The organism is Frigoribacterium sp. PvP121 (genome assembly GCF_017833115.1).
Lineage (GTDB): Bacteria > Actinomycetota > Actinomycetes > Actinomycetales > Microbacteriaceae > Frigoribacterium > Frigoribacterium endophyticum.
Map to the genome: position 1 here is coordinate 1958301 of NZ_JAFIBR010000001.1, position 24135 is coordinate 1982435.

Annotated in this window: 22 protein-coding genes; 12 read left to right on the plus strand and 10 right to left on the minus strand. The window is 75.9% G+C overall.

Going from position 1 to position 24135, the window contains the following annotated elements; all coding sequences use genetic code 11:
• Positions 1-25: 25 nt before the first annotated feature.
• From JOE43_RS09120 to JOE43_RS09135, 4 genes are all read right to left on the minus strand, one after another.
• Positions 26-1285 carry a hypothetical protein gene (locus tag JOE43_RS09120; protein ID WP_209517186.1) on the minus strand — a complete coding sequence of 420 codons (1260 nt, stop codon included), beginning with the start codon at positions 1283-1285 and terminating at the stop codon, positions 26-28.
• Positions 1282-2445: a sensor histidine kinase gene (locus JOE43_RS09125; protein ID WP_209517188.1), complete on the minus strand. Its 1164-nt coding sequence runs from the start codon at positions 2443-2445 to the stop codon at positions 1282-1284. Before JOE43_RS09125 ends, JOE43_RS09120 begins: the two co-directional genes overlap by 4 nt.
• A gap of 127 nt (positions 2446-2572) precedes the next feature.
• Complete coding sequence (locus JOE43_RS09130; RefSeq protein ID WP_209517190.1) at positions 2573-3781, minus strand: homoserine O-acetyltransferase; 1209 nt, start codon at positions 3779-3781, stop codon at positions 2573-2575.
• A 142-nt stretch (positions 3782-3923) separates the two neighbouring features.
• A complete protein-coding gene (locus JOE43_RS09135) occupies positions 3924-5252 on the minus strand; it encodes a bifunctional o-acetylhomoserine/o-acetylserine sulfhydrylase (protein ID WP_209517192.1) in 1329 nt (442 codons plus the stop codon).
• A gap of 191 nt (positions 5253-5443) precedes the next feature.
• Here JOE43_RS09135 and JOE43_RS09140 point away from each other — a divergent pair, with 191 nt between their 5' ends.
• The 6 genes from JOE43_RS09140 to JOE43_RS09165 all read left to right on the plus strand — a co-directional run bounded on the left by JOE43_RS09140 (position 5444) and on the right by JOE43_RS09165 (position 12636).
• Entirely contained in the window at positions 5444-6220 is a 777-nt protein-coding gene (locus tag JOE43_RS09140) for an SDR family oxidoreductase (protein WP_209517195.1), read from the plus strand.
• A gap of 862 nt (positions 6221-7082) precedes the next feature.
• On the plus strand, positions 7083-7937 hold the full coding sequence (locus tag JOE43_RS09145; protein WP_307803303.1) for a glycosyltransferase family 2 protein: 855 nt from the start codon (positions 7083-7085) through the stop codon (positions 7935-7937).
• Positions 7934-8947: a glycosyltransferase family 2 protein gene (locus tag JOE43_RS09150; protein WP_209517196.1), complete on the plus strand. Its 1014-nt coding sequence runs from the start codon at positions 7934-7936 to the stop codon at positions 8945-8947. Before JOE43_RS09145 ends, JOE43_RS09150 begins: the two co-directional genes overlap by 4 nt.
• Positions 8944-10332 (plus strand): glycosyltransferase, encoded by a 1389-nt coding sequence (locus JOE43_RS09155; RefSeq protein ID WP_307803304.1) that lies wholly within the window; start codon positions 8944-8946, stop codon positions 10330-10332. Before JOE43_RS09150 ends, JOE43_RS09155 begins: the two co-directional genes overlap by 4 nt.
• Positions 10329-11636, plus strand: a complete 1308-nt coding sequence (locus tag JOE43_RS09160) for a hypothetical protein (RefSeq protein WP_209517198.1) — start codon at positions 10329-10331, stop codon at positions 11634-11636. The genes JOE43_RS09155 and JOE43_RS09160 overlap by 4 nt, the downstream gene beginning before the upstream one ends.
• A gap of 70 nt (positions 11637-11706) precedes the next feature.
• The gene (locus JOE43_RS09165; RefSeq protein ID WP_209517200.1) at positions 11707-12636 is read left to right on the plus strand and encodes a PhzF family phenazine biosynthesis protein; all 930 of its coding nucleotides are present in this window, start codon (positions 11707-11709) and stop codon (positions 12634-12636) included.
• Here JOE43_RS09165 and JOE43_RS09170 read toward each other — a convergent pair.
• Positions 12633-13265, minus strand: coding sequence for a hypothetical protein (locus tag JOE43_RS09170; protein WP_209517202.1), 633 nt, complete (start codon positions 13263-13265; stop codon positions 12633-12635). The two genes, JOE43_RS09165 and JOE43_RS09170, sit on opposite strands and share 4 nt — an antisense overlap.
• A gap of 144 nt (positions 13266-13409) precedes the next feature.
• On the opposite strand from JOE43_RS09170, the gene JOE43_RS09175 reads away from it, so the two are divergent.
• The 5 genes from JOE43_RS09175 to JOE43_RS09195 all read left to right on the plus strand — a co-directional run bounded on the left by JOE43_RS09175 (position 13410) and on the right by JOE43_RS09195 (position 16918).
• Positions 13410-14162, plus strand: a complete 753-nt coding sequence (locus JOE43_RS09175; protein WP_209517204.1) for a YqjF family protein — start codon at positions 13410-13412, stop codon at positions 14160-14162.
• Positions 14163-14231: 69 nt separating this feature from the next.
• Positions 14232-14840 carry a phosphoribosyltransferase gene (locus JOE43_RS09180; RefSeq protein WP_209517206.1) on the plus strand — a complete coding sequence of 203 codons (609 nt, stop codon included), beginning with the start codon at positions 14232-14234 and terminating at the stop codon, positions 14838-14840.
• On the plus strand, positions 14837-15580 hold the full coding sequence (locus tag JOE43_RS09185) for a Type 1 glutamine amidotransferase-like domain-containing protein (protein ID WP_209517208.1): 744 nt from the start codon (positions 14837-14839) through the stop codon (positions 15578-15580). Before JOE43_RS09180 ends, JOE43_RS09185 begins: the two co-directional genes overlap by 4 nt.
• Positions 15577-16275 (plus strand): uracil-DNA glycosylase, encoded by a 699-nt coding sequence (locus JOE43_RS09190; protein ID WP_209517210.1) that lies wholly within the window; start codon positions 15577-15579, stop codon positions 16273-16275. Before JOE43_RS09185 ends, JOE43_RS09190 begins: the two co-directional genes overlap by 4 nt.
• A 46-nt stretch (positions 16276-16321) precedes the next feature.
• Positions 16322-16918, plus strand: coding sequence for a GNAT family N-acetyltransferase (locus JOE43_RS09195; protein ID WP_209517212.1), 597 nt, complete (start codon positions 16322-16324; stop codon positions 16916-16918).
• Between the two features lie 185 nt (positions 16919-17103).
• Here JOE43_RS09195 and JOE43_RS15670 read toward each other — a convergent pair whose 3' ends face one another.
• The 4 genes from JOE43_RS15670 to JOE43_RS09215 form a co-directional block, all read right to left on the minus strand.
• Positions 17104-17709 (minus strand): TetR/AcrR family transcriptional regulator, encoded by a 606-nt coding sequence (locus JOE43_RS15670; protein ID WP_209517214.1) that lies wholly within the window; start codon positions 17707-17709, stop codon positions 17104-17106.
• The gene (locus JOE43_RS09205; RefSeq protein ID WP_209517216.1) at positions 17706-18044 is read right to left on the minus strand and encodes a multidrug efflux SMR transporter; all 339 of its coding nucleotides are present in this window, start codon (positions 18042-18044) and stop codon (positions 17706-17708) included. The genes JOE43_RS15670 and JOE43_RS09205 overlap by 4 nt, the downstream gene beginning before the upstream one ends.
• 227 nt (positions 18045-18271) lie before the next feature.
• Entirely contained in the window at positions 18272-20302 is a 2031-nt protein-coding gene (locus tag JOE43_RS09210) for a hypothetical protein (RefSeq protein ID WP_209517218.1), read from the minus strand.
• A 152-nt stretch (positions 20303-20454) separates the two neighbouring features.
• On the minus strand, positions 20455-21567 hold the full coding sequence (locus tag JOE43_RS09215) for a hypothetical protein (protein ID WP_209517220.1): 1113 nt from the start codon (positions 21565-21567) through the stop codon (positions 20455-20457).
• Positions 21568-21735: 168 nt separating this feature from the next.
• On the opposite strand from JOE43_RS09215, the gene JOE43_RS09220 reads away from it, so the two are divergent.
• Positions 21736-23172, plus strand: a complete 1437-nt coding sequence (locus JOE43_RS09220) for an amidase (protein WP_209517222.1) — start codon at positions 21736-21738, stop codon at positions 23170-23172.
• A gap of 136 nt (positions 23173-23308) precedes the next feature.
• On the opposite strand, the gene JOE43_RS09225 is transcribed toward JOE43_RS09220, so the two are convergent.
• Positions 23309-24046 carry an ABC transporter ATP-binding protein gene (locus JOE43_RS09225; RefSeq protein WP_209519156.1) on the minus strand — a complete coding sequence of 246 codons (738 nt, stop codon included), beginning with the start codon at positions 24044-24046 and terminating at the stop codon, positions 23309-23311.
• Positions 24047-24135 lie beyond the last annotated feature (89 nt).

The following is a 24135-nucleotide window of genomic DNA, read 5'->3' on the forward strand; positions in this document are numbered from 1 at the left end:
CTAGACGGAGGGACGGAACGGGCTGTCACGACTCGGCGGGGTTGTCGACGATGCAGTGCAGCTTGATCATGACGCTCTGCTCGTGGGTCGAGGCGGTGTACTCGCCGACCCGCTCGAGGGCGTTCCAGGTCGCGGGGGTCACGCGGTTGCGCCGGATGCCGGTCGTCGTCAGCACGACGGGCACGTCGACGCTCCGCCCGGCGAGCGACGCGATCGATCGGGTGGACGCCGTCACCGGGCCGAGGGTCAGGGTGATGGTCGTGCCCGGGGTGCGGCTCTTCGAGTCGCCCAGCAGCAGCCAGACGGCCTGGAGCAGGCCGTCGCGCTGCGGGGGAGCGAGGAGGCCGGCGAGCGACGACGGGTCGACCAGCGTGACCGACCGGCCGAGGTACTCCGACTCGGTGACCGCGTGGTGCAGCCAGGTCTCGCGTCGCCCCTCGATGAGGTGCAGGCGGAGCTCCGTCGCGAGCGAGGCGGCCTGCGACGCGACCTTGGGCGCGAGGGGGAGCGGCACGTCGCCGCCGGCGACCCCGTCGAGCAGCTTCTCGGCGGCGAGGTCGAGCCGGGCGAGCTCGTCGCTCGCCAGCATGCCGACGGCGAACCGGGGCTGCGTGACGTTGCTCTGCACGAGCACGCGGTCGAGCTCGACCTGGACCATGCGCCGGAACCGTTGCACGATCGACGTCGCCACGGCGGAGGGCAGCACGGCGAGGGCGATCACGGAGAGCTGCTGGGGCACGGTGTCAGCCGTCAGCGGCGTGGTCACGAGCACCATGACGACGAACGCCACGAGCAGGACGCCGGTGGCCACGACGATCTCGCGGGCCGGCCGGAGCGTCACGACCGGCAGCAGCCCGAAGCCGACGGCCACGGAGGCGGTGGCGAAGGCTCCGACGTCGTGGAGCGGGGCGATGGCGATGAAGTCGAGAGCCACCACGACGACGAGCACGCCGCCGATGACGGCGAAGACGGAGCCCGTGAGGCGCTCGCCCCGGATGGTGACCAGGGCCGCGGTGCCGACGAACGTCGCGATGTAGAGCAGCCACGCCACGAGGGCCGGGGCCACGGACGGGTAGTCGGCCAGGTGGCTGAGGAAGAAGACCAGGCCGTAGACGGCCTGGAGGCCCGCGATCACCGCGGCGCCGAGGCCGAGGTAGCCCGTGCCGAGGGTGGCCCCGGCCGCGCGGGCCTGACGCAGGGAACGGGCGCCGGTCGAGCTGATCGGCAGGCCGCGCGCCGCCCGACGGCCCCGCACGACGCCGAGGGTGTTCTCGTCGATGCTCATCGCGGTGCCTCCAGGACGACGGTGGTGCCCGAGCCGGGCGAGGAGAAGAGCCGGGCGCTGCCGCCGACCTCGTGCAGGCGGCCGACCACCGACTCCTTGAAGCCGAGCCGCTCCTCCGAGATGCCCTCGAGGTCGAAGCCGACGCCGGCGTCGGTGACCATGGCCCGCACCATGTCGTCGTCGTGGATGATCGTGACGTGCGCCTCGGTGACGCCCGCGTGCCGTCGGACGTTCTCGAGGCACTCGGCGAGGGCGAGCAGGAAGGCGTCGAGCACGTGGGTCGGCAGCAGCACCTGGCCGGTGCCGTGCCAGCTGACCTCGAGGCCCATGCGGCCGAAGCGCTGCTTGACCGACTCGAGGGTCTGGCCGAGCGGCGCCTCCTCGACGGTCTCGAGCGAGTACTCGCCGGAGGCCTGCGGCTGGGGCGTGCCGCCGAGCCGGAGGTGGCGCAGCAGCCGGGCGTCCTCCGCGGCCTGCGCCTGGAGCGCCTGGGCCGTGACCCCGACGCCGGAGTGCGCCAGGAGCGTGAGGGTGGCTAGCACGGTGTCGTGGAGGAGGCGCGCGCCCTGCCGGCGCTGGGCCTCCGTCTCGCTGGCCTGGCGCTCCGCCCGGTGCGCGTTGCCGATGCTGTAGATGCGCCGGGCGGCGAGGGGCACGCTGCGGCCGAGCCAGATGCCCGCGACGAAGACCAGCGCCCAGCCGAGCACGACGGCCGCGACCGGGAAGGTGAAGAGCGAGCCCGTGGCCAGGGCGACGAGGGTGACGGCGACGACGAACGCGACCGACGCCGTGACGACCCGCAGCCGGCTCGACGACAGGACGATCGTGAACGACGCGGTCGCGCCGCCGGCGAGCGGCACGACGGCGGTGGCGATGCCCGGGCTCGGCTCGCCCGTGGCCGGGAGGAGGGCCACGACGGTCGCCGCGATTCCCGCGGCGAGCCCCACCACGACCCACGCCCTCGCGTGGCCGCCGGAGCGCCCGACGATCGCGAGCGCCACGATGAGCAGGAGCACGAGGGGCGCGACGGCCGCCAGGTGCAGGGGGTCGGCCACCCCGGGGTACGCCAGCGCGAGGAGGCTGACGGCCGCGCAGGCGATGCCGAGGGTGCGCGCCGTGCTGCTCAGCAGCCGGTCGCGCTCCTGGGCGAAGATGTCCATGGTGTCCCTGAGTCGGACTGCTGATGTCGTGGAGGCCTGCCGGGTGACAGCGACCTCACCATGTTTTCACACCAGGACCACCCGTGGGGGTGGTAGCGCGCGCGACGCGCCGGGGAGCGAGCCCGATTCAGGTCTCGAGCAGGCGCCGGAGGTGCCCCCCGACCGCCTCGTTCTCGATGAGGAAGCCGTCGTGGCCGAACTCGCTCGAGATCACGGCCGCGTCGCCGCCGTCGAGGCCGTGGGGCAGGAGGCGCGCGATGGTCCGCTGGTCCGCCACCGGGAAGAGGCGGTCGCTGTCGATCCCGAGCACGAGCGCCCGCGCCGACACCCGGGCCAGCGCGGCCTCGACGCCGCCGCGCCCCCGGCCGACGTCGTGCGAGTTCATCGCGCCGAGCAGCGTCACGTAGCTGCCGGCGTCGAAGCGCCGCGTGAACTTGTTGCCGTGGAAGTCGAGGTAGCTCTCGACCTGGAACCGGCCCGGCCCGCCGAGCGGGCTCACCTCGCTCTGCCAGGCACGGCCGAAGCGGGCGTTCAGCTCGTCGGGCGAGCGGTAGTTGAGCAGGGCCATGCGCCGCGCGAGCGCGAGACCGCGGTAGGGGCCCTCGCCGTCGGGGGCGTCGTGGTAGTCGCCGTCCCGCCAGCCCGGGTCCATCCGGACGGCCTCGCCCTGCACCGTGTTGAGCGCGATCTGGTCGGCGCTGGCGAGCGGCGGCGCCGCGAGCACGGCGAGTCGCTCGAGGCGGTCGGGGTGGCCGACGCCCCACTCGAGGGCGTGCATGCCGCCCATGGAGCCGCCGACGACCGCGGCCCAGCGCTCGACGCCCAGCGCGTCCGAGAACGCGACCTGCGCCTCCACCTGGTCGCGGATCGTCAGGTGCGGGAACCGCGACCCCCACTCGACGGCGTCGGGCGCGAACGACGACGGGCCGGTGCTGCCCTGGCAGCCGCCGAGCATGTTCGGGGCGACCACGAACCAGCGGTCGGTGTCGACCGCGAGGCCCGGGCCCACGACGCCGTTCCACCAGCCGGCCGTCGGGTGGCCGGTCGAGGCGGGCCCGACCACGTGGCTGTCGCCGGTGAGCGCGTGCAGCAGCAGCACGGCGTTGCCGCGGTCGGCGTCGAGCTCGCCCCAGGTCTCGTAGGCGATGCGCGTGCGCGCGAGCGAGCCCCCGCTCTCGAGCGGGAGGTCGCCGATCGCGACGAACGAGCGGTGCCCGGGGTCGTCGCCGTCGCGCCACGCGCCGGTGGCCGGCGGCTTGCCGAGCATCGCCAGGCGGTGCCGCTCGGAGACGATGCTCGACGGGACGGTGTCCTCGGATGTGCTCTGCCAGTCCATGTCGTCTCCATCATGGGGGTGGTCGGGGGGCGACGCCCGTTCGTGACGTCGCCGGGCCCGGGGAGGAGCTGCGGTGCGGTGACGCGCGGGAGGCGCGGTGCCCTCGCCCGGGGCACCGCGCCTCCCTGAGGGGGCCGGCCGGTCAGGACGACCGCAGGGCCTCCTGCGACGTGCGCCGCGCGGCCGCGAAGCCGGCCTCGAGGTCGGCCTTGAGGTCGTCGACGGACTCGATGCCCACGGAGAGCCGGACGAGCCCCGGCGTGACGCCGGTGGTCAGCTGCTGCTCGGGGGTCAGCTGCGAGTGCGTCGTCGAGGCCGGGTGGATGACGAGGCTCCGCACGTCGCCGATGTTCGCCAGGTGGCTGAACAGCTGCAGCGAGTCGACCAGCGCGCGGCCGGCGTCGACCCCGCCCTTGAGCTCGAACGAGAGGACGGCGCCGACGCCCCGGGGCGCGTACTTGTTCGCCGCCGCGTACCAGGGGCTCGTCGGCAGGCCCGCGTACCAGACGGCCGCCACGTCGTCGCGGGAGTCGAGCCACTCGGCGATCTCCTGGGCGTTCTGCACGTGGCGCTCGATGCGGAGGCTGAGCGTCTCGATGCCCTGGATGAGCGCGAAGGCGCTGTCGGCGGCGTTCGACGACCCGAGGTCGCGGAGCAGCTGCACGCGCGCCTTCACCACGTAGGCCAGCTCGTCGCCCACCGCCTGCGTGTAGACGGCGCCGTGGTACGAGGGGTCGGGCTCGGTCAGCCCGGGGAAGCGCTCGGCGTGCTCGCTCCAGCGGAAGGTGCCGCCGTCGACGATGAAGCCGCCGATGACGGTGCCGTGCCCGCCGAGGAACTTCGTCGCCGAGTGCACGACGACGTCGGCGCCGTGCTCGAAGGGGCGGATCAGGTAGGGAGTGGCGATCGTGTTGTCGACGATCAGCGGCACGCCCTCGGCGTGGGCCACCCCGGCGACGAGCTCGATGTCGAGGATGTTGATCTTCGGGTTGCCGATCGTCTCGGCGAAGAAGAGCTTCGTGTTCGGACGGACGGCTCGGCGCCACTCGTCGGCGTCGTCCTGGTCCTCCACGAAGGTCGTCTCGATGCCGAGCTTCGCGAGCGTGTACTTGAAGAGGTTGTACGTGCCGCCGTAGATCGACGACGACGAGACGATGTGGTCGCCCGCCTGGGCGATGTTGAGCACCGCGAACGTCGACGCCGCCTGGCCCGACGCCACGAGGAGGGCGCCGCTGCCGCCCTCGAGGTTCGCGATGCGCTGCTCCACCACGTCGTGGGTCGGGTTCATGATGCGCGAGTAGATGTTGCCGCTCTCGGCGAGGGCGAAGAGGTCCTGGGCGTGCTGCGAGTCGCGGAAGACGTACGAGGTCGTCTTGTAGATGGGCGTCGCCCGGGCGTTCGTGGTCGGGTCGGGTCGCGCCCCGGCGTGGATCTGCTGGGTCTCGAACTTCCAGTCGCTCTGGTCGGTCACGGTGGTCTCCTGCGTCGGTCGGTGCTGCTCGGGTCGCGGTGGGGCCACGGTACGACACGGGCAGCGCCGGCCGGCGCCGCGCGGACACGGGGCGTAACGGGTGGGCGCGCACGGGCCGACCGGCGGCGGTAGCGTCGGACGGCGCCGTCCCGCGACCGTGGGCGGCGGGCACGGGAGAGAAGGAGACGCCCATGGCGGGACGAGTGGTGGTGACCGGGGCGAGCTCGGGGATCGGTGAGGCCACGGTGCGCCTGCTGCGCGGCCGGGGCTGGGACGTGCTGGCGGTCGCCCGCCGTGAGGACCGCCTCCGCGCGCTCGCCGACGAGACGGGGGCGACCTGGTTCCGCGCCGACGTCACGAGCGACGACGACGTCGCGGCGCTCCGCGCCCACGTCGAGGCGACCGGGCCGCTGCACGCGCTCGTGAACAACGCCGGCGGCGCCTTCGGCCTCGACAGCGTCGAGGCGGGCTCGGTCGACGACTGGCAGCGCATGTTCGACGTGAACGTGCTCGGCACCAAGCGCGTCACGGCGGCGCTGCTGCCGGCGCTGCGCGACGGAGCCGAGGAGGCGGGGGTCGCTGACGTCCTGACCGTCACCTCGATCGCCGGCCACGTCGCGTACGAGGGCGGGGGCGGCTACAACGCGTCCAAGTTCGCCGAGCACGCGCTCGTGGCCGTGCTGCGGCTCGAGCTGGCGGGGGAGCCCATCCGCGTCGTGGAGATCGCCCCCGGGATGGTGCGCACGGAGGAGTTCTCGCTCGTGCGCTTCGGCGGCGACCAGGCGCGGGCCGACGCCGTCTACGCCGACGTGCCCGGGCCGCTCACGGCCGACGACGTCGCCGAGTCGATCGTGCACGCGATGGAGCTGCCGAGCCACGTCAACCTCGACCTCGTCACCGTCAAGCCGGTGGCGCAGGCCGCGCCGCACCGCGTCGCACGGGGCGCCCTGGCGGTCCGCCGCCCCTGAGGGCACCGCCCCGACGGCCGTCCGGGCGCGCTCTCGGGCGGCCGGGGCCCCCGGGCGGGGGGTGAGTCGGGCGAGGAGCGGGTGAACCGACCCGCCGCCGTCAGTCACGGTCGTCCCCCAGAACGGGGGGCACCGTGGCCCCCGTCCACGGGACCGACAGCCTCCCGGTGGCCCCTCCCGACCCCCGTCCGGGGGGTGTCGAGGGGAATCGTGTCCCCCTTGATGAGGACTCACGGGCGTGATGAGATGAGGGGCCCTCAGGTCAGAACGGGGGACGGGAGCGGGGCCCGGTCAGCGCCGGGCGGGTCGCCAGCGGCGGCAGGCGCCGGCCGGACAGAGCGAGCAGTCGGTCCCCGCGCGGTAGTGCTCGTGGGCCTCCAGGGCGTGCCCGCACACGCAGAGGGCCGCAGGCTCGGGGCGATCAGCGGTCACGACGGTCTCTCCGGGGGCTCGGGCGGACGCTCGGGGCGACCGTCTGGTGTCTCGCGATCCTATTCGCGCACCGCTGCGGAGGCCCCCGGGGCGGCGACGTCGTCCCTGGGAGTCGGCTGGCGGGGGGACAGAACGGGGGACACGCGATGTCCGCCATCGGGTACCCGCAGGTATCGACCAGGGTCGGCGGGGCGAGTCGGTCGAGGCCCGGGAGGTCGGCGGATCACCCCTCGACACGACCGGGTGGGGGTGCTTGCGCCGCGTCGCCAGCGGCGTATGTTGGTGCTCACCCGACAGCAGCGCCGATCGAACCCGAAACTCGATCGGCCCGCCCAGCCCGGCTCGACGGACCCGAAACCCCCGAGTCGCCGGCTCTCCACCGCAGGCCACCCCACCTGCTGGTTCGCTCACCCACGCAAGGACCCCCCTCGTGAACCCGGTCTCACCCCTGCCCGCATCCGCTCAGCCCCGCATCTCCATCGTCGTCCCGGCCCGGAACGAGGCCCGCAACCTCGAGATCGTGCTCCCGATGCTGCCCAGCGTGCACGAGGTGATCCTCGTCGACGGCCACTCGGTCGACGACACCGTCGCGACCGCCGTGCGCGTCATGCCCGACATCAAGGTCGTCCACCAGACCCGGAAGGGCAAGGGCAACGCCCTGGCCTGCGGCTTCGAGGCCGCCACGGGCGACGTCATCGTGATGTTCGACGCTGACGGCTCGGCTGACCCCGCAGAGATCCCGCGCTTCGTCGAGGCGCTCGTCGCCGGCGCTGACGTCGCCAAGGGGAGCCGCTTCGTGCAGGGGGGCGGCAGCGAGGACATCACGCGCTTCCGCGCGCTCGGCAACTGGGGGCTCAACGCGCTCACGAACCTCCTGCTCGGCACCCGCTACACCGACCTCTGCTACGGCTACAACGCCTTCTGGGCCCGCATCGTCCCGAGCCTCGAGCTGCTGCCCAGCGGGCTCGCGCCCCGCGCCGACGGCCAGATGCACAACGGCGACGGCTTCGAGATCGAGACGATCCTCAACTGCCGCACCGCCGCCCTCGGCTACGACATCGTCGAGGTGCCGAGCATCGAGAAGCTCCGCATCCACGGCTCGAGCAACCTCAACGCCGTCACCGACGGGTTCCGCGTGCTCCGGGTCATCCTGGAGGAGCGTCGTCGTCGCCCGTCCGCGGCGGCCCGACGCGCCTCGATGCGCGCCGCGGCGGCACCGGCCCCGGAGCTCGTGTCGACGAGCACCGGCTCCGTCCGGACCGGAGCGCGCCGGGACGTCGCGTGACCGACGGCCCCGTCACCGTCACCGTCGTCGTCTGCGCCTACACCGAGGACCGCTGGGACGACCTGGTCGCGAGCGTCGAGTCGGTGCGCCGACTGCCCGAGACGACCGAGGTCGTCCTGGTCATCGACCACAGCGACGCCCTGCTCGCCCGCAGCCGTGCCCGCTGGAGCGACGTCGTCGTCGTGCCGAACCGCTTCCGCCAGGGGCTGTCCGGCGCGCGCAACACCGGCGTCGCCGCGGCCCACGGTGAGGTCGTCGCCTTCCTCGACGACGACGCCGCCGCCGACCCGCGCTGGCTCGAGCACCTCCTCGCGCCGTTCGCCCAGCCCGAGGTCGTCGGCGTCGGCGGGCACGCGACCCCGCGCTGGCCCGACGGGGCCCGCGCGTTCTACCCGCCGGAGGCCCTGTGGGTCGTCGGCTGCAGCCACCGTGGCCTGCCGACGACGACCGCCGACGTGCGCAACGTGATCGGCTGCTCGATGGCCTTCCGCCGCGCCTCCGTCGTCGCCGTCGGCGGCTTCAACCTCGACACCGGCCGGGTGGGCACCGTGCCCCTCGGCTGCGAGGAGACCGAGCTCTGCATCCGCATCCGCCAGGCCGACCCCTCGGCCCGCATCGTGCTCGAGCCGCGCGCCGACGTCAGCCACCACGTGACCCCGCCGCGCGTGACGTGGGCCTACGCGCGTCGTCGCGGCTGGAGCGAGGGGCTGTCCAAGGCCGCCCTCAGCCGCCAGGTCGGCGCCGGCGACGCGCTCTCGAGCGAGTCCGACTACCTGCGCCGCGTCGTGCCCGCCGCCCTCGTCCGTGAACTCGGGCAGACGGGCCGGGGAGGTGCGGGCCGCGCGGGCGTGCTCCTCACCGTGGTCGTCGCCACCGTCCTCGGCTACGCCGCCGGCACCCTGCGCCGCGCCCGTCTCGCGCCCCACGACCCCGCGGTCGGCCGTGCCGTCCTCGAGGAGGCGACCGCCGCCTCCCCGGGGCGTCCGTCCGCCGCCGAGGTCGTCTCGTGACCGCCCTCTCGCTCACGCGCCCCATGGCGAGCACCGCGGTGCCGACCTGGGCGGGCGCCCTGTGGGTGGGCACGGTCGACGTGGCCGACCTGGCGCGGCCCGACGTCGACGACCTCCGCCTCGTCGACGCGGACGGCCACCCCGCCGCCCGCCTGCTGGTGCGCGACGGCCGGGAGGTGCTCGGCTTCGTCGAGGCGCCGGTGGTCGGCGGCCATGTGTCGATCGACCTCGTGCGCTCCGAGGCCGCCGACCTCCCGCCCGCGCCGAGGGCCGCCGTGGCGCCCTCCGCCGGGCTCCCCACCGTGACCGTGGTCGTCTGCTCGCGCGACCGTGCCGAGCAGCTGCGCGGCTGCCTGAGGTCCGTGCTCGCCCTCGACCACCCGGCCTTCGACGTCGTCGTGGTCGACAACGCCCCCTCGACCACCGCGACCCGCGACCTCGTCGCCGGGGAGTTCGACGACCCGCGGGTGCGCTACGTGGTCGAGCCCGTGGCCGGCCTCTCCAGCGCCCGCAACGCCGGGCTCCGCGCGGCGACCGGCGAGGTCGTCGCCTTCACCGACGACGACGTCGTGGTCGACGCCGGGTGGCTCCGGGGCCTCTGCGACGGCTTCGCCCGCGCCGACGACGTGGCCTGCGTGACGGGCCTCGTGCCGAGCGGGGAGCTCCGCACCCCGGTGCAGCGCTCGTTCGACGACCGCGTCTCGTGGTCGAGGAACGTCGCGCCCCGCGTGTTCCGCCTCGACGAGCAGCCCGCCGACCTGCCGACCTTCCCCTTCTCGGTCGGCGCGTTCGGCACGGGTGCCGACTTCGCGCTGCGCCGCGACGTCGCGCTCGCGCTCGGCGGCTTCGACACGGCCTTCGGCGTGGGCACCCGCACCGCCGGGGGAGAGGACCTCGACGTCTTCACGCGCGTTCTCTTCGCCGGGCACGCCCTCGCCGTGCAGCCCTCGGCCCTCGTCTGGCACCGGCACCGCGCCGACCTCGCCGCGCTGCGCGTCCAGGCCGCGGGCTACGGCACCGGGCTCGGCGCCTGGCTCGCCGGCGTGGCCCTCGACGGGCGCACGCGCCGCGCCGCGCTCCGCCGCGCCCCGCACGCGGTCGCGGCCCTCCTCGCCAAGGGGAAGGCGGGCTCCGCCCCCGTGGCGACCTCCCGCGTGAGCACGGCGCCGGCCGATGTCGAGCTGGACCGCGAGCTGCGCCGCACCGCGCGCGTCGAGCTCGCCGGGATCGCCCGCGGACCGCTGCTCTACCTGCGGCAGCGCTGGGACGGCGCGTCGACGATGCGTCCGGTGCGCCCGCCCGTGGCCGCCGCGTCGTCGACGCTCGCGCCGTCGCCGACGCCCGCGCCGGCAGCGGTGCCGACGGCCGCGGGGGCTGCCTCGTGACCGCCATGGCCGTGCCCGCTCTCCGCGCCGCGACCCCCGCCGAGGGCGGCCGCCGCACCCTGCCCATCTCCGCCGTCGACCGCCTCGCCGCGGGCGCGCACGTGCTCGGCGTGATGGGCCCGCTGGTGCTGCCGCCGCGGGCGGCCCTCGTCGCGGCCCTGCACCGCGTCGTCTCCCTCGGCCCCGGCGCGCGCCTCGGGCTCGTGGCGGCCGACCGCCGCGACTGGGCGTGGACCCCCGAGAACCAGCGCGAGCTCTGCGAGCGGATGGTGAGCGAGATCCCGCCGCTCGGCGACGATCTCGCCCCCGACGAGGTGCTCGAGCACCTCGTGGGCATGATCGACGACGCCCTGCCGCTGCAGGTCGTCGTCTCCGGCGAGCGGCTGCTGATGATCTACGACCACCAGGTCGTCGACGCGCGCTTCACTTCCCGGCTGCCCGCCGCCCTCCTCGACCTCGCGGCGGGCGGCGAGATGCCGGCCTGGCTCAGCGCCGAGGGCGTCCGTCACCCGCTCTGGCGGGCCGTCGCCGCCACGTACCTGCGCCACCCCGCCCGTGTGCCGGCGCTGCTGCGCGCCCGGCGCGTGCAGGTGCCGGTCGTGCCGACCGGCGTCGTGCAGGAGCGCGAGCAGGTCGCGTGGGCTCCCTCCACCGCGGTGGCCTGGGGCCGGGGCGACCGCCGGACCTTCACCGAGCTGCGGCGCTGGCTCCGGGCGCAGCCGCACCCCGTCGCCTTCTCCAGCGCGGTGATCGTCGCCCTGCGCGCCGCGTTCGTCCGCGAGGGCGTGCGGCTGGCGGCCGAGAGCGAGCTCGTCTGGGACGTCCGCCAGTACCTGCCGGCGGGCGTCGACACCACCGGCAACTTCGTCACGGGCGTGCCCGTCACCGGGGTGGACGACCTCCTCGCCGTCGACGAGAGCATCCACGAGACCGTCACGTCGGGCCGGCCCCTCGCGGCCCTCGTCGCCGGTGCCGTCAAGGAGGCCGTCCGCCCGGGCGACCGCCGCGTGCCGGCGACGGCACCGGCCCACGCGCGCGGCCACCTCGTCGTCAGCAACCTCGGCGTCGCCCGCACGATGCAGGGCCTGCCGTGGGTCCGCGACGGCCGCCCGGCCGAGCTCGGCTACACCGTGCACCCCGTGCCGGCCGAGAACCTCTCCGTGCAGATCGCCGTCATCGACGGCGCCCTGCAGGTCGCGGTCGCCTACAACGACAACGTGTTCGACCGCGGGGTCGTCGACCGGGCCCTGGCGCGGTTCGTCGCCGACCCGCTCTCGCTGATCGACGGTGCCCCGGGCTCCTGAGCCGGCGACCAGGCCGGGGAGGCGCGGGTGGCGCTCGACGCGCACCTCGCCTCCCCGGCACCATGGGCGGGTGACCTCCGCACCGACCCCGACCCCCGACCGCGCCGTGGCCCGCTGGGCCGCCTTCTCCGCCGACCCCGCGGGCGGCAACCCCGCCGGGGTCGTGCTCGACGCCCGCGGCCTCACCGACGCGGAGATGCAGGCGACGGCGCTCGCCGTCGGCGACGCCGAGACGGCGTTCGTCGTGGAGCCCGACCTCGACGGCGACGGACGGCGGCACCGCGTGCGCTACTTCTCGCCCGTGGCCGAGGTGCCCTTCTGCGGCCACGCGACCGTCGCGACGGCGATCGCGCTCGCCGAGCGCGACGGGCCGGGCCGGGTCGTCGTCGAGACCGCCGTGGGCCCGGTGCCCCTCGAGACGACGGTCGAGCCCGACGGGGGAGCGCGGGCGTCGTTCACCTCGCCCGAGCCCCGGGTCGAGCCGCTCGCGGCCGGGGTGCTCGCGCGGCTGCTCGCGGTGCTCGGGCTCCGGGCGACGGACCTCGACGACTCCCGGCCCGTGCTCGCGGCCTGGGCCGGCAACCTCCACCCCGTGCTGCCCGTCGTCGACCGAGCGGCGTTCGACGGCTTCGTGGTCGACGCGGGCGCGCTCCGGCCGCTGATGGACGAGCAGGGCTGGGCGGGCACGGTCACCGTCGTCCACGACCTCGGGGTCGACGACGACGGCACCCTCGTGCTGGAGGCCCGCAACCCCTTCCCGGTCGGCACGCTCGTCGAGGACCCGGCCACGGGGTCGGCCGCGGCCGCCCTCGGGGGCTGGCTCCGCGCCTCCGGCAGGGTCGTGCCGCCGGTCAGGGTCCGCGTGCACCAGGGCGCCCACGTGGGGCGCCCCGGGGTGCTCGACGTGCTCGTGCCGGTCACGGGCGGCGTCGTGGTGTCGGGCCGGGGCGTGCGGATCGACGGGGCGGCACCGTCCGCGGAGGCGGGGCGGGCGAGCTAGTCGTCGGTCTCTGTCGGCTCGTCGGTCTCCGTCGGCTCGTCGTGGCCGGCGCCTCCTCCGGCGCCGCCTCGCTCATCGCGCCGCTCGGCCAGGCCGGCGAGGTCGACGTCGAGCAGGTCGCGGAGGCGCTCGTCGCGGCCCTCGTCGTAGCCCGGGGCCGGCGCGGCGGCCCAGCCGATCCGGTCGACGACGGTGCTGCCGACGTCGTCCCACGCCCGGGCCCGCGCCGCGTCGACCACGGCCGCCACGAAGGCGTCGTCGCGGCCCGCCCGGCCGAGCTCCTTCACGAGCGCCTTGTGGGTCGCCTCCCGGAGGCGGAGGGCGTCGACGTCGTCGACGCGGTAGTCGAACTGGTGCTGCGACTGGCCGTACGATCGGTGGGTCCGTCGGCGGACGCGACGCAGGCGGCGGGCGCCCTCGAGCTGCTCCTCGGTCAGGCGGCCGATCTCGGAGCGGACGAAGCCGGTGGCGACCTCCTCGTCGAAGGGGAGGCGCTCCTGCAGGGCGCGGCGGATGACCTGGTTGGCCGTCGCGACCACCAGCGACGCGCGGATGATGAGGAAGCCCTCGTCGACGGCCCGCTCGAGGGGGCTCGGGTCGGCACGGCGCGCGCTCGGTCCGGTCGTCACGGGGCGGGCCTCCTCGGGTGGTCGGCGGACGGGTGGTCGGCGGACGGGCTGGCGTGCGGCGGTCGGGTGGTCGGCGCCGTCCGTGCCCCCGGTCCGTCGACCCTACCCACGGGGCCGCCCAGGCGTCGTCCGTATCGTGGCGCCATGACCGCTCGCGAGCCCGCCCCCGTCAGCACCGTGGCCCCCGACCTGCTGCGGGCGCCGGTGATCAGCCAGCACTGGGGCGGCCTCGCCTTCGCCCACTGGCGCGTCGAGCCCGAGCGCGTGGCGCCGCTGCTGCCCCCGGGCACCCGCCCCGACGTGCACGACGGCTCGACCTGGGTCGGCCTCATCCCGTTCGAGCTCTCGCGGAGCGCCTTCGGGCCGCTGCCCCCGGTGCCGTGGCTCGGCACCTTCCTCGAGACGAACGTGCGGCTCTACTCGGTCGACGACCTCGGTCGCCGCGGGGTGGTCTTCCGCACCCTCGAGGCCGCCAAGCTGCTGCCCGTCGCCACCGCGAACGTCGCGCTCGGGCTGCCCTACCGCTGGGCCTCGATGAGCCGCCGCCGGGTGGGCGGCACGGTCGAGTACGCCTCCCGCCGGCACGGCCCGGGGCCCCGGCCGTCGACGAGGCTCGCCGTGCGCCCCACCGACGAGGAGGTCGTCGGCGACCCCCTGGCGGAGTTCCTCACCGCGCGCTGGGGCATGCACGTCGCCCGCGGCGGCACGACGAGGTACTGGCCGAACACGCACGGGGCCTGGCCGCTCCGCCGGGCCGAGCTGATGGACCTCGACGACGAGCTCGTGGCCGACTCCGGGCTGCCCGGGGTCACCGACCGCGCGCCCGACTCCCTGCTCTGGTCGGACGGCGTCGACACCGTCTTCGCGCCTCCCGGAGGCCGGTGGGAGGCGCCCTGACCGGGCCCTGACGTCGAGGGTGCCCGACGGGCGTCGCGCGCGGGTGCGCGGCCCACTACGGTTGCTGGCATGGTTTCCTCACCCGACGACCCGACCGACCTCGCCGCACCGCCCGCGGGAGGGGCGCCGGGAGCCGGGGTCGACGAGACCGCGCAGGAGGCGCCCGTCGCGTCGTCGACGGAGGCGCCCGGTCGTGAGGTGCTCGGCTGGCTGGAGTTCGGCGACGCCGCCCGCCACCTGGCCCGCGACGTCGTCGCGGCCGACTTCACGCCCGACGTGATCGTCGCGGTCGCCCGCGGCGGCCTCGTGCTGGCCGGCTCGATCGCGTACGCCCTCGACACGAAGATGTGCGGGTCGATCAACGTCGAGTTCTACACGGGCGTCGACGCGCGCCTGCCGGAGCCCGTGCTGCTGCCCCCGACCCTCGACGCCCCGTCGCTCGCCGGCAAGCGCGTGCTCGTCGTCGACGACGTCTCCGACTCCGGCCGCACCCTCGCGCTCGTGCGCGACCTGCTCGCCGAGGTCGCCGACGAGGTCCGCACCGTCTGCCTCTACAGCAAGCCGCAGACCATCCTCGAGCCCGACTTCGTCTGGAAGCGCACGGCGCAGTGGATCACCTTCCCGTGGAGCGCCCTGCCCCCGGTCACCCGCGACGCGACGGTGAGCCGCGAGGCATGAGCATCCACCTCGTCGGCGGCGGCTGGTCGCCCGACGCCCCCGACATCTACGAGCCCTTCGTCGCCGAGGCCGCCGTGCGCGGCGCCGCCCTCGGCCGCGCCGTGCCCCGCGTCGCCGTGCTGGTCGTCGTGGCCGACGGATCACCCGGCGACGAGTTCGTCACCGGCTGGCCGGCGCTCATCGCCCACCGCGGTCGCTGCGAGGCCGTCGTCACCGTCGTGCAGGCCGGTGCCGCCTTCGACACCCGCGTGCTCAGCGACGTCGACGGCCTCGTCGTCGCCGGCGGCCTGACGCCCGCCTACCTCGACTCGGTCACGCCGCTGATCGACCAGGTGCGGCTGCTCGTCGCCGACGGCCTGCCCTACCTCGGCTTCTCCGCCGGCGCGATGATCGCCGCCGACCGGGCCCTGCTCGGCGGCTGGCTGATCGGCGACGTCCCCGTCTGCCCCGAGGACGCCGCGGAGGGCCTCGGCGAGGTGACCCTGGGCGAGGGGCTCGGGCTCGTCGACCTCGCCGTCGACGTGCACGCCGCCCAGTGGGGCACGCTCACGCGCCTGGTCGCCGCGACGGAGGCCGGCCTCGTGCGCGGCGGCGTCGCGATCGACGAGCACACGGCCCTCGTGGTCGGCGAGGGCGCGCTCGCCGTGCTCGGCACGGGCAACGTCTGGCGCGTCGAGCCGCAGACCGACGACGACGGCGAGATCGTCGGCGTCTCGGTCGGCACCCTGGGCGTCGAGTGACGGCCCACCCCCTCCGCGACCTCGTGCACCCGAGCTGGGCGGAGGCGCTCGACCCGGTGGCCGACGAGGTCGCCGACATGGGCGAGTACCTCCGGGCCGAGGTGCGGGCGGGGCGCGGCTACCTGCCCGACGGCGCGCTCGTGCTGCGGGCGTTCACCTACCCGCTCGACGACGTCCGGGTGCTCGTCGTCGGGCAGGACCCGTACCCGACGCCCGGCCACCCGGTCGGCCTGTCGTTCGCGGTCGACCCGCACGTGCGGCCGGTGCCGCGCAGCCTCGCCAACATCTACCGTGAGCTGCACGACGACCTGGGCGTGCCCGTGCCCGCGCACGGCGACCTGACCTCCTGGTCGGAGAACGGCGTCATGCTGCTCAACCGGGTGCTGACCGTCCGGCCGGGTGAGGCGGCGTCGCACCGCGGCAAGGGCTGGGAGCCGGTGACCCAGCGCGCCATCGAGGTGCTCGCGGCCCGCGGCGGCCCGCTCGTCGCGATCCTCTGGGGGCGCGACGCGGCCGGCCTCGTCCCGATGCTCGGCGAGGTGCCCACGGTGCAGTCGCCGCACCCCAGCCCGCTGTCCGCGTCGCGCGGGTTCTTCGGGTCGAGGCCGTTCAGCCGCACGAACGAGCTGCTCGTGCAGCAGGGCGGGCAGCCGGTCGACTGGACCCTGCCCGCGGAGCCGGCCGCCGCCTCCTGACGGCCTGCCCTGTCGGCGGGCGAGCGCGACGTGCCAGAGTGGACGGGTGCTCGAAGAGGAATACCAGACCCGGCGGCGGCTGCCGCGTGAGCTGCGGCCCGCCCCGCTGCCCGAGCCGGCGTTCAGCTTCGAGATCCGCCCCGCCGTCGCGGCCGACCTGCCGTACGTGCGCGAGATCTACAACCACTACGTGCAGAACTCGACGGTCACCTTCGACGAAGACCCCATGACCCTCGCCGACTGGCGTCGCAAGGCGGGGGTGGCCGCGAAGCTCGGCATGCCGTTCCTCGTCGCGGTGAACCCCGCGGGCGAGGCGCTCGGCTACGCGACCGCGATGCCCTGGGGCGGCAAGGCCGCGTACCGGTACACGGTCGAGAGCTCGATCTACCTGCGCGCCGCGTCGACGGGGAAGGGGCTCGGCAGGGCCCTGCTGGAGGCGCTGGTCGAGGCCTGCCGCGAGGCCGGCATCCGTGAGATGGTCGCCGTGATCGCCGACAAGAACGCCGAGGCGTCGATCCGGCTGCACGAGTCGCTCGGCTTCACCGAGGTCGGCCGCATGGGGCGCGTCGGCTTCAAGTTCGGCCGCTGGCTCGGCACGGTGACGATGCAGAAGTCGCTGAAGAAGCGGCGCCGTGGGAAGTAGGGGGGACTGGGGCTCGGGCTCCTGCCGCTGGGCTCAGGTCTGGCTCTTGCTCTTGCTCTCAAATTTGAGAGTGATCGGGGCGGATCGGCCGCAGACGCGGGGCGTCCTGGTCGCTCGAGGACGGATGTCTCTCGGATTGCGGAGCGGGACGTGCGGGGGGTGCCGAGCGCCGGGCACCGGGCGTCTCAGGCGACGACGCGGCGGAGCAGCTTCTCGGTGGCGGCGGCGTCGCCCGGCTCGCCGCGCCAGAGCATGCGCACGATGAGGCCGTCGACGGCGAGCGAGACGACCGGCAGCCGCTCGGCGGGCACGCCGACCCGGGCGAGCACGTGCTCGAGCGACGAGTACCAGGCCTCGGCGTCGTCGCGCAGGCCCGGGTCGCGCACGGCCTGCAGCAGCATCTCGTACTGCGCCACCGCGGCGGCCCGCTCGACGACGGCGTAGCGCACCAGCGTCTCGGCGAGGTCGCCGAGCGTCGGCTGCTCGAGCTCGTCGAGGGAGCGGGTCCAGGTCGCGGTCGCGTGCCGCAGGGCGCTCCGCAGCATGTCGTCCCGCGACGAGAAGTAGTAGGTCGCGGCCGCGAGCGGCACGCCCGCCGCCGTCGCGACCGCGCGGTGGGTGACGGCCGCCGGGCCGCCGGCCTCGAGGACGGTCAGGACCCCGGCGAGCAGGGCGCGCCTCCTCGCCTCGCCCTTCGGCGTCAGGGCGCCGTCACCGCGAGGGGCGACCGCCGGGGAGTCGCGGTCCGGCTCGTCCGGCGCGCCGCTCGGCTGCTCGCGGGGCCGGGTCACGCGGCCGCTTCGTGCCGGCCGCCGAGCTCCAGCATGGTGACGCCGCCGATCACCAGCACGATGCCGCCGAGCTGCACGAGCGTCAGCGGCTCGTGGAAGACCAGCCAGCTGATCAGCGCGACGAGCACGACGCCGATGCCCGCCCAGACGGCGTAGGCGATGCCGAGCGGCACGCCCCGTCCGAGCGACTGCGAGAGCATCGCGAAGGCGAAGACGTAGCCGACGATGACGACGGCGTACTGCCACCAGCGGGCGTCGGGCCCGCTGGTGACCTTGAGGAAGCTGGTGGCGACGACCTCGCCGACGATGGCCAGGGAAAGGAAGAGGTAGCCCATGGTGGTGACTCCGAGCCGTGCGACGATCCCGCCGAGCCGAGTGCGTCAGGCGGGGGAGCACGAATGAGACGAATGTACCAGAATCGGTCGTCGGTGGCTCGGCCGGCGCCCGGGGGGACGCAGTGGGCCGCGGTGCGGCGCAGCGCGGCTCGGTCGGCGGGAGCGCGGGCACGGCGGAGCACCGCCGCCCCGGAGGGCGACGGTGCTCCGCCGTCGGCGGGTGCCGGTCAGCGGCGGGCCTCCCGGCGACGCGCGACGACCAGCAGGGCGAGGCCGGTCAGCAGGGCCAGCAGGGCTCCGGCGAGCGTCGCGGCTCCGTCGTCGCCCGTGTAGGCGAGGGCGGACGTCGAGGCTTCGGCCGGGGCGGTGGAGGCGCCGGTCGCGGCGAGGGCCTGACGACCCGTCGCCGAGGCGGTCACCGACTCGGTCGAGGTGACGGCGGCGGCGGTCGCGACGGCCGTGCCGGCGGGCTCGTCGGTCGTGGCCGGGACGGTGGGTTCGTCGGTCGTGGCCGGAGCGGTGGGCAGCACCGGGATGGTCGGATCCGTCGGAGTGGTGGGGTCGACCGGCGTGGTGGGGTCGACCGGGGTGGTCGGCGTCACCGGCGTGGTGGGCACGTCGGTCGTGCCCCCGTCGGTGCTGCTGTCGCCGATGACGGAGACCGCGGCGCCGCCGACGGTGATCGGCACGTCGATCACGGGCACGACCTGGGTGCCGCCCAGGATGCCGTCGTCACCGCTCGTGACGGGGCCGGTGCCGGTGCCGGTGCCCGCGGTGGGCGTGGTGCCTGTGGTGGTGTCGGTGCTGCTGCTGTCGCCGATGACGGAGACGGCGGTGCCTCCGACCGTGACGGGCAGTCCGATGACCGGGATCACCTGGGTGCCGCCGAGGACGCCGTCGTCACCGCTCGTGACGGGGCCGGTGCCGGCGCCGGTGCCCGTGGTGGGCGTGGTGCCGGTGGTGGTGTCGGTGCTGCTGCTGTCGCCGATGACGGAGACGGCCGTGCCGCCGACGGTGACGGGCAGGCCGACCACGGGGGCGACCTGGGTGCCGCCGAGGACGCCGTCGTCGCCGCTGGTGGCGGCGCCGGTGCCGGTGGCGGGCGTGGTGCCGGTGGTGGTGGTGCCGGTGCCGGTGCTGCTGCTGTCGCCGATGACGGAGACGGCCGTGCCGCCGACGGTGACGGGCAGACCCACGACCGGGATCACCTGGGTGCCGCTGAGGACGCCGTCGTCGCCGCTGGTCGCGGCGCCGGTGGCGGGGCTGGTGCCGGTGCCCGTGCTGGGCGTGGTGCCCGTGGTGGTGCCGGTGCTGCTGCTGTCGCCGATGACGGAGACCGCGGTGCCGCCGACGGTCACCGGCAGGCCGATGACCGGGATCACCTGGGTGCCGCCGAGGACGCTCTCGTCGCCGCTCGTCGTGCTGCCCGAGCCCGTGCCGGCGGTGGGCGCGGTGCCCGTCGCGGGCGTCGTGCCGCTGCCCGTGTCGGCACCGGTGCTCGAGCTGTCGCCCAGCACCGAGACGGCGGTGCCGCCCACGGTCACGGGCACGTCGAGGTCGATCAGCGCCTGGGTGCCGCCGAGGACGCCGTGGTCACCGCTGGTCTCGGGGGCCGGCGACGCCGACCCCGTCGGGCCCGCGGCGGGCGCCGTGGTCGTGCCGCCGGTGCTGCTGCTGTCGCCGAGCACCGAGACGGCGGTGCCGCCCACGGTGACCGGCAGGTCGAGGTCGACGAGCGCCTGGCTGCCGCCGCCGATCGAGTCGTCTCCGCTGGTCTGGGCGGGAGCGGGTGCCGGGGCAGGTGCCGCCGGCACCGTCGGGGCGGTGGCCGGTGCCCCCGCGCTCGCCGCGTCGCCGACCACGCTGACGGCCGTGTCGGTCACGGTGACCGGCACGTCGACCGAGACGATGCCCTGCGTGCCCGACAGCAGCCCGGCGTCGCCGCTGGTCGTCGTGACCGGCGCGGCCGCGGGAGCGGCCGGAGCCGGAGCGGGAGCGGCCGGAGCCGGAGCGGCGGCCGGAGCGGGAACGGCAGCAGGCGCCGCCGCCGGGCCCGACGACGTCGCGTCGCCGACCACGCTGACGGCGGTGCCGAGGGCCGAGACCGGGGCCTCGACGACCGCGGCGACCTGGGTGCCCGAGAGCAGCCCGTCGTCTCCGCCGGTCAGGGTGTCCGCCTGGGCGGCGGTGGTTCCGAGGGCGCACAGGCCCCCGACGAAGAGCGCTCCGAGGAGCCCTCTCGAGACGTGCTTGTTCATGGTCTTCTCCGTACGAGTGAGGTGGGGCGCCGCGCGGGGCGGCGAGGGTCGCGTCTGTCGCTCGGCAGGCGGTGCCTGCGGCGGCGGATCGGCTCCTGCTCAGCAGGAGCGCCCGCGGCGTGGGCGGGAGCCCACGAGCGACGCGACCGACCTCAGTCGGGGGAGCTGTCGGTGTCGTGCACGGGCGACGACGGGAGGTCGTCGTCGCCGTCGGGGGAGCCCGCCGTGGTGGTCAGGGCGGGGAGCTGGGAGGCGCGGGTCGCGTCGGCCACGACGGCCCCGCCCGCGGCGCCGCTCGCGCCGGCGCCCTGCGAGCCCTGGCCCGAGCCGGAGGGCAGGGCGGGCTGGCCGTCGTCCGACGGGCCGGGGAGGGGCGCGGGAGCGGGGGAGAGGGGCAGGTCGGAGGCGCGGGTCGGGTCACCGGCGGAGGCGCGGTCGCCTGCCTGAGCCGCCACGATCGCGGCCCGGAGCGCGGTGCCCGCGTCGACCGCGACGACGTCGGCGGCCTCGGGCGACAGCGACGCCGTCGCGGCCGGGTCGCCCGCGGCGAGGCCGGCGGCCGGGGACACCGCGGCGGTGGAGTCGGCACCGAGCTCGTCGCCGACCCCGATGGTCGCCGCCGGACCCGCGTCGGGCCCGTCTCCGGCGCCGGGTGCGCCCGGCGTGACGGGGAGGGCGGGCACGGTCGGCAGGGCGGGCACGAGCGGCGCGAGCACGTCGGCGGGAGCCGGGGCGGCCGCCGCGTCGGCGACCGTGCCGACGGCGGCGTCGGTGACGGCGGCGACCGGGGCCACGACCGTCGCCACCGGTGCGGGGCCCGTGACGGCCTGCGCGACGGGGACGGCTGCCACGACGCGGTCGACGGTCTGCGCCACCGGGGCGACGACGCTGCTGACGGGGGCGGCCGCCGCGACCTGCTGCACGACCTGGGGCGCCACGGGGGCGACGGCCTGCGCGACGCGCTGCACCGGCGGTGCGACCGCGGTGACCTGGGTGGCGACCTGCGTCGCCGACGCCACTGCGCCTCCCGCCGTCTGCGCCACGGCGGCGACGGGGGCGTCGAGCGAGCCCGTCACGCTCCCGAGGGCCTGCGTCGTCCCGCCGAGCAGCGAGGGCGACGGCGCGGTCTCGGCGGAGGCCGACCGCGGGGCGATGGCGAGCGCGAGGACGACGAAGGCCAGCGCGAGGAGCCCGGAGAGGACCAGGAGGCGCACGAGCGAGAGCGCGGCGGGTCGCCGCGTCGTCGTCTCGGCCGTCTGATCCACGGCGCACCGCCTTCGGTCGCTTCGTCGAGTCGCCGGCTGGTGAGTGCCGGCCGCAGGGTGGTTGGTCCTGCGTGCCGACCTTTCTACGCCGTCGTCCCCCGCTCGTCAACGAAGGATGCTCAGATGTACCCCGCATTCCCGCCGCGGCATGGTCGTAGGCTCGGGGCGATGTTCGAACTCCACCACCTCAGCGCCCACGAGCAGTGGGACTGGCTGCGCCGCGGCGAGGTCACCCCCCGCGAGCTCACCGAGCACTACCTGGCCCGGATCGAGCGGCTCGACCCGCAGGTGCGCGCCTTCGTCACGGTGACGCCGGAGGCCGCCCGGCGCCGTACCGACGAGCTGGCCGTCGCGGGCCGGAGCGCCGCGCCGCTCTGGGGCCTGCCGCTCGCCGACAAGGACCTCTACGACCGAGCCGGCGTCCCCACCCGGTCGGGCTCGCGGCTCACGGCGGCGACGCCCGCGGCCCGCGACAGCGAGATCGCCGCCGTGCTGTCGGAGGCCGGGGCCGTGAGCCTCGGCAAGACGAGCACGCCCGAGTACGGCCTCACCGGCTACACCGAGCCGCTCGCGGGCCCCGTCACGCGCAACCCGTGGGGGCTCGGCACCGGGGCCGAGCTCGGCGCCGGCGGGTCGAGCGGCGGGGCCGCCGCCGCGGTCGCCGCCGGCCTGCTGCCGTTCGCGCCGGGCAGCGACGGGGGCGGCTCGATCCGCATCCCCGCCGCGGCGAACGGGCTCGTCGGCCTCAAGCCGTCGCGAGGTCGCGTGCCGGCCCAGTCCGGGCTGTCGAGCCTCGGCGGCCTCTCGGTGGGCGGCCCGATCGCCCGCACCGTGGCCGACGCGGCCCTGCTGCTCGACGCGATGGTCTCGCCCGACGGCCGCCCGCCCAGGGTCGACACCGCGCTGCGGGCGCCCGACTCGCCCGACGGGGCGTGGCTGGGGTCGGCGGTGCGCGGCGAGGGCCGTCACCAGCTCGGGGTGCTGAGGGCCAGCCCGTGGGACGACGCCTACGACGTCCGGGTCGACCCGCGCCTCCTCGCGGTCCTCTCCGACGCCGTCGACCTCCTGGCCACGATGGGCCACGGGATCGAGGAGGCCTCGCTGCCGGCCTCCCGGTACCCGCAGCTCTTCCGCACCCTCTGGCAGGCCGGCGCCGCGGGCATCCCGGCCGAGACCGACGACGACTTCGCCCGGCTCGAGCCGATGACGGCCTGGCTCGTGCGTCGCGGCCGCGAGATCGGCGCCCGCGAGCTCGGGGCGACCCTCGCCGGGCTCACCGAGTTCGAGCGGAGCGTCGTGCGGGCCTTCGACCGGTTCGACGCGGTCGTCACGCCCTCGCTCGCCCTGCTGCCGCAGCCGCTCGGCTGGTACGACGCCGACGACCCCGAGCGGGCGTTCGAGCAGCAGTGCCTCGTCTCGCCCTTCACCTCGTTCGTCAACGTCGCGGGCCTGCCCGCGATCACGCTGCCGGTGGGCGAGGTCGACGGCCTGCCCGCGGGCGTGCAGCTGATCGGGCGCCCCGGCCGGGAGGACGTCCTGCTGAGCATCGGCGCCCAGCTCGAGCGTCGGCTGCGCTGGCAGCGGAGGCACCCCTCCGTCTGGTGACCGACGGCGCGGGGTGACCCGAGCGGGGCCGCCGAGCACGTCGAGGGCCCAGGTCGGGTCGTCTCGACCGCGCCGCGTCGGCCGAGCACGCGCCGGCCGAGCCCGCACCCGTCGAGCACGCGCCGGTCGGTGCCGGTCAGTCGATCGTCGGCACCGACGCGATCAACGACCGCGTGTACTCGTGCCGGGGCCGCCGCAGCACGTCGTCGGTCGCGCCCTGCTCGACGACCCGCCCGTCGCGCAGCACGGCCACCCGGTCGGCGAGGTGCTGCACGAGGCCGATGTCGTGCGAGACGAGCAGCAGGCTGAGGCCGAGGTCGGTGCGCAGCTCGCGCAGCAGCTCGATGATCTGCGCGCGGACGGTCACGTCGAGGGCGCTCATCGGCTCGTCGCCGACCAGCAGCCGCGGGCGGTGCACGACGGCGCGCGCGAGTGCGATGCGCTGGCGCTGACCGCCGCTGAACTCGTGCGGCCACCGCTCGGCGTCGGCGGCGTCGAGGCCGACGCGCTCGAGCACCTCGGCCACGAGCGCGCGGTGGTCGCCCTCCACGTGCAGGTGGCGCAGCGGCTCGGCCACCGTGTCGCCGACGCGCATGCGGGGGTCGAGCGAGCTGTACGGGTCCTGCAGCACGACGCCGGTCTGCCGCCGGAACCAGCGCAGCTGCGCGGCCCGGCCGGGCTCGACCGGGCGCCCGTCGAAGGTGACCGTGCCGTCCGTCGGCCGGTCGAGGGCCAGCAGCAGGCGCACGAGCGTCGACTTGCCCGAGCCCGACTCGCCGATCAGGGCCACGCTCTCGCCCGGCCCCACGTCGAGGTCGGCCTCGACGAGCGCGTGCCGCACCGGGCCGGGCTGGAAGGGCGACCGACGCGGCAGCCGGAAGGTGCGGGTGAGGCCCCGCCCGCTGAGCAGGGGCGAGGGCCCGGCTACCCGGCCGGCGGCGCCGCCGGCGCCCGCGGCGTCCG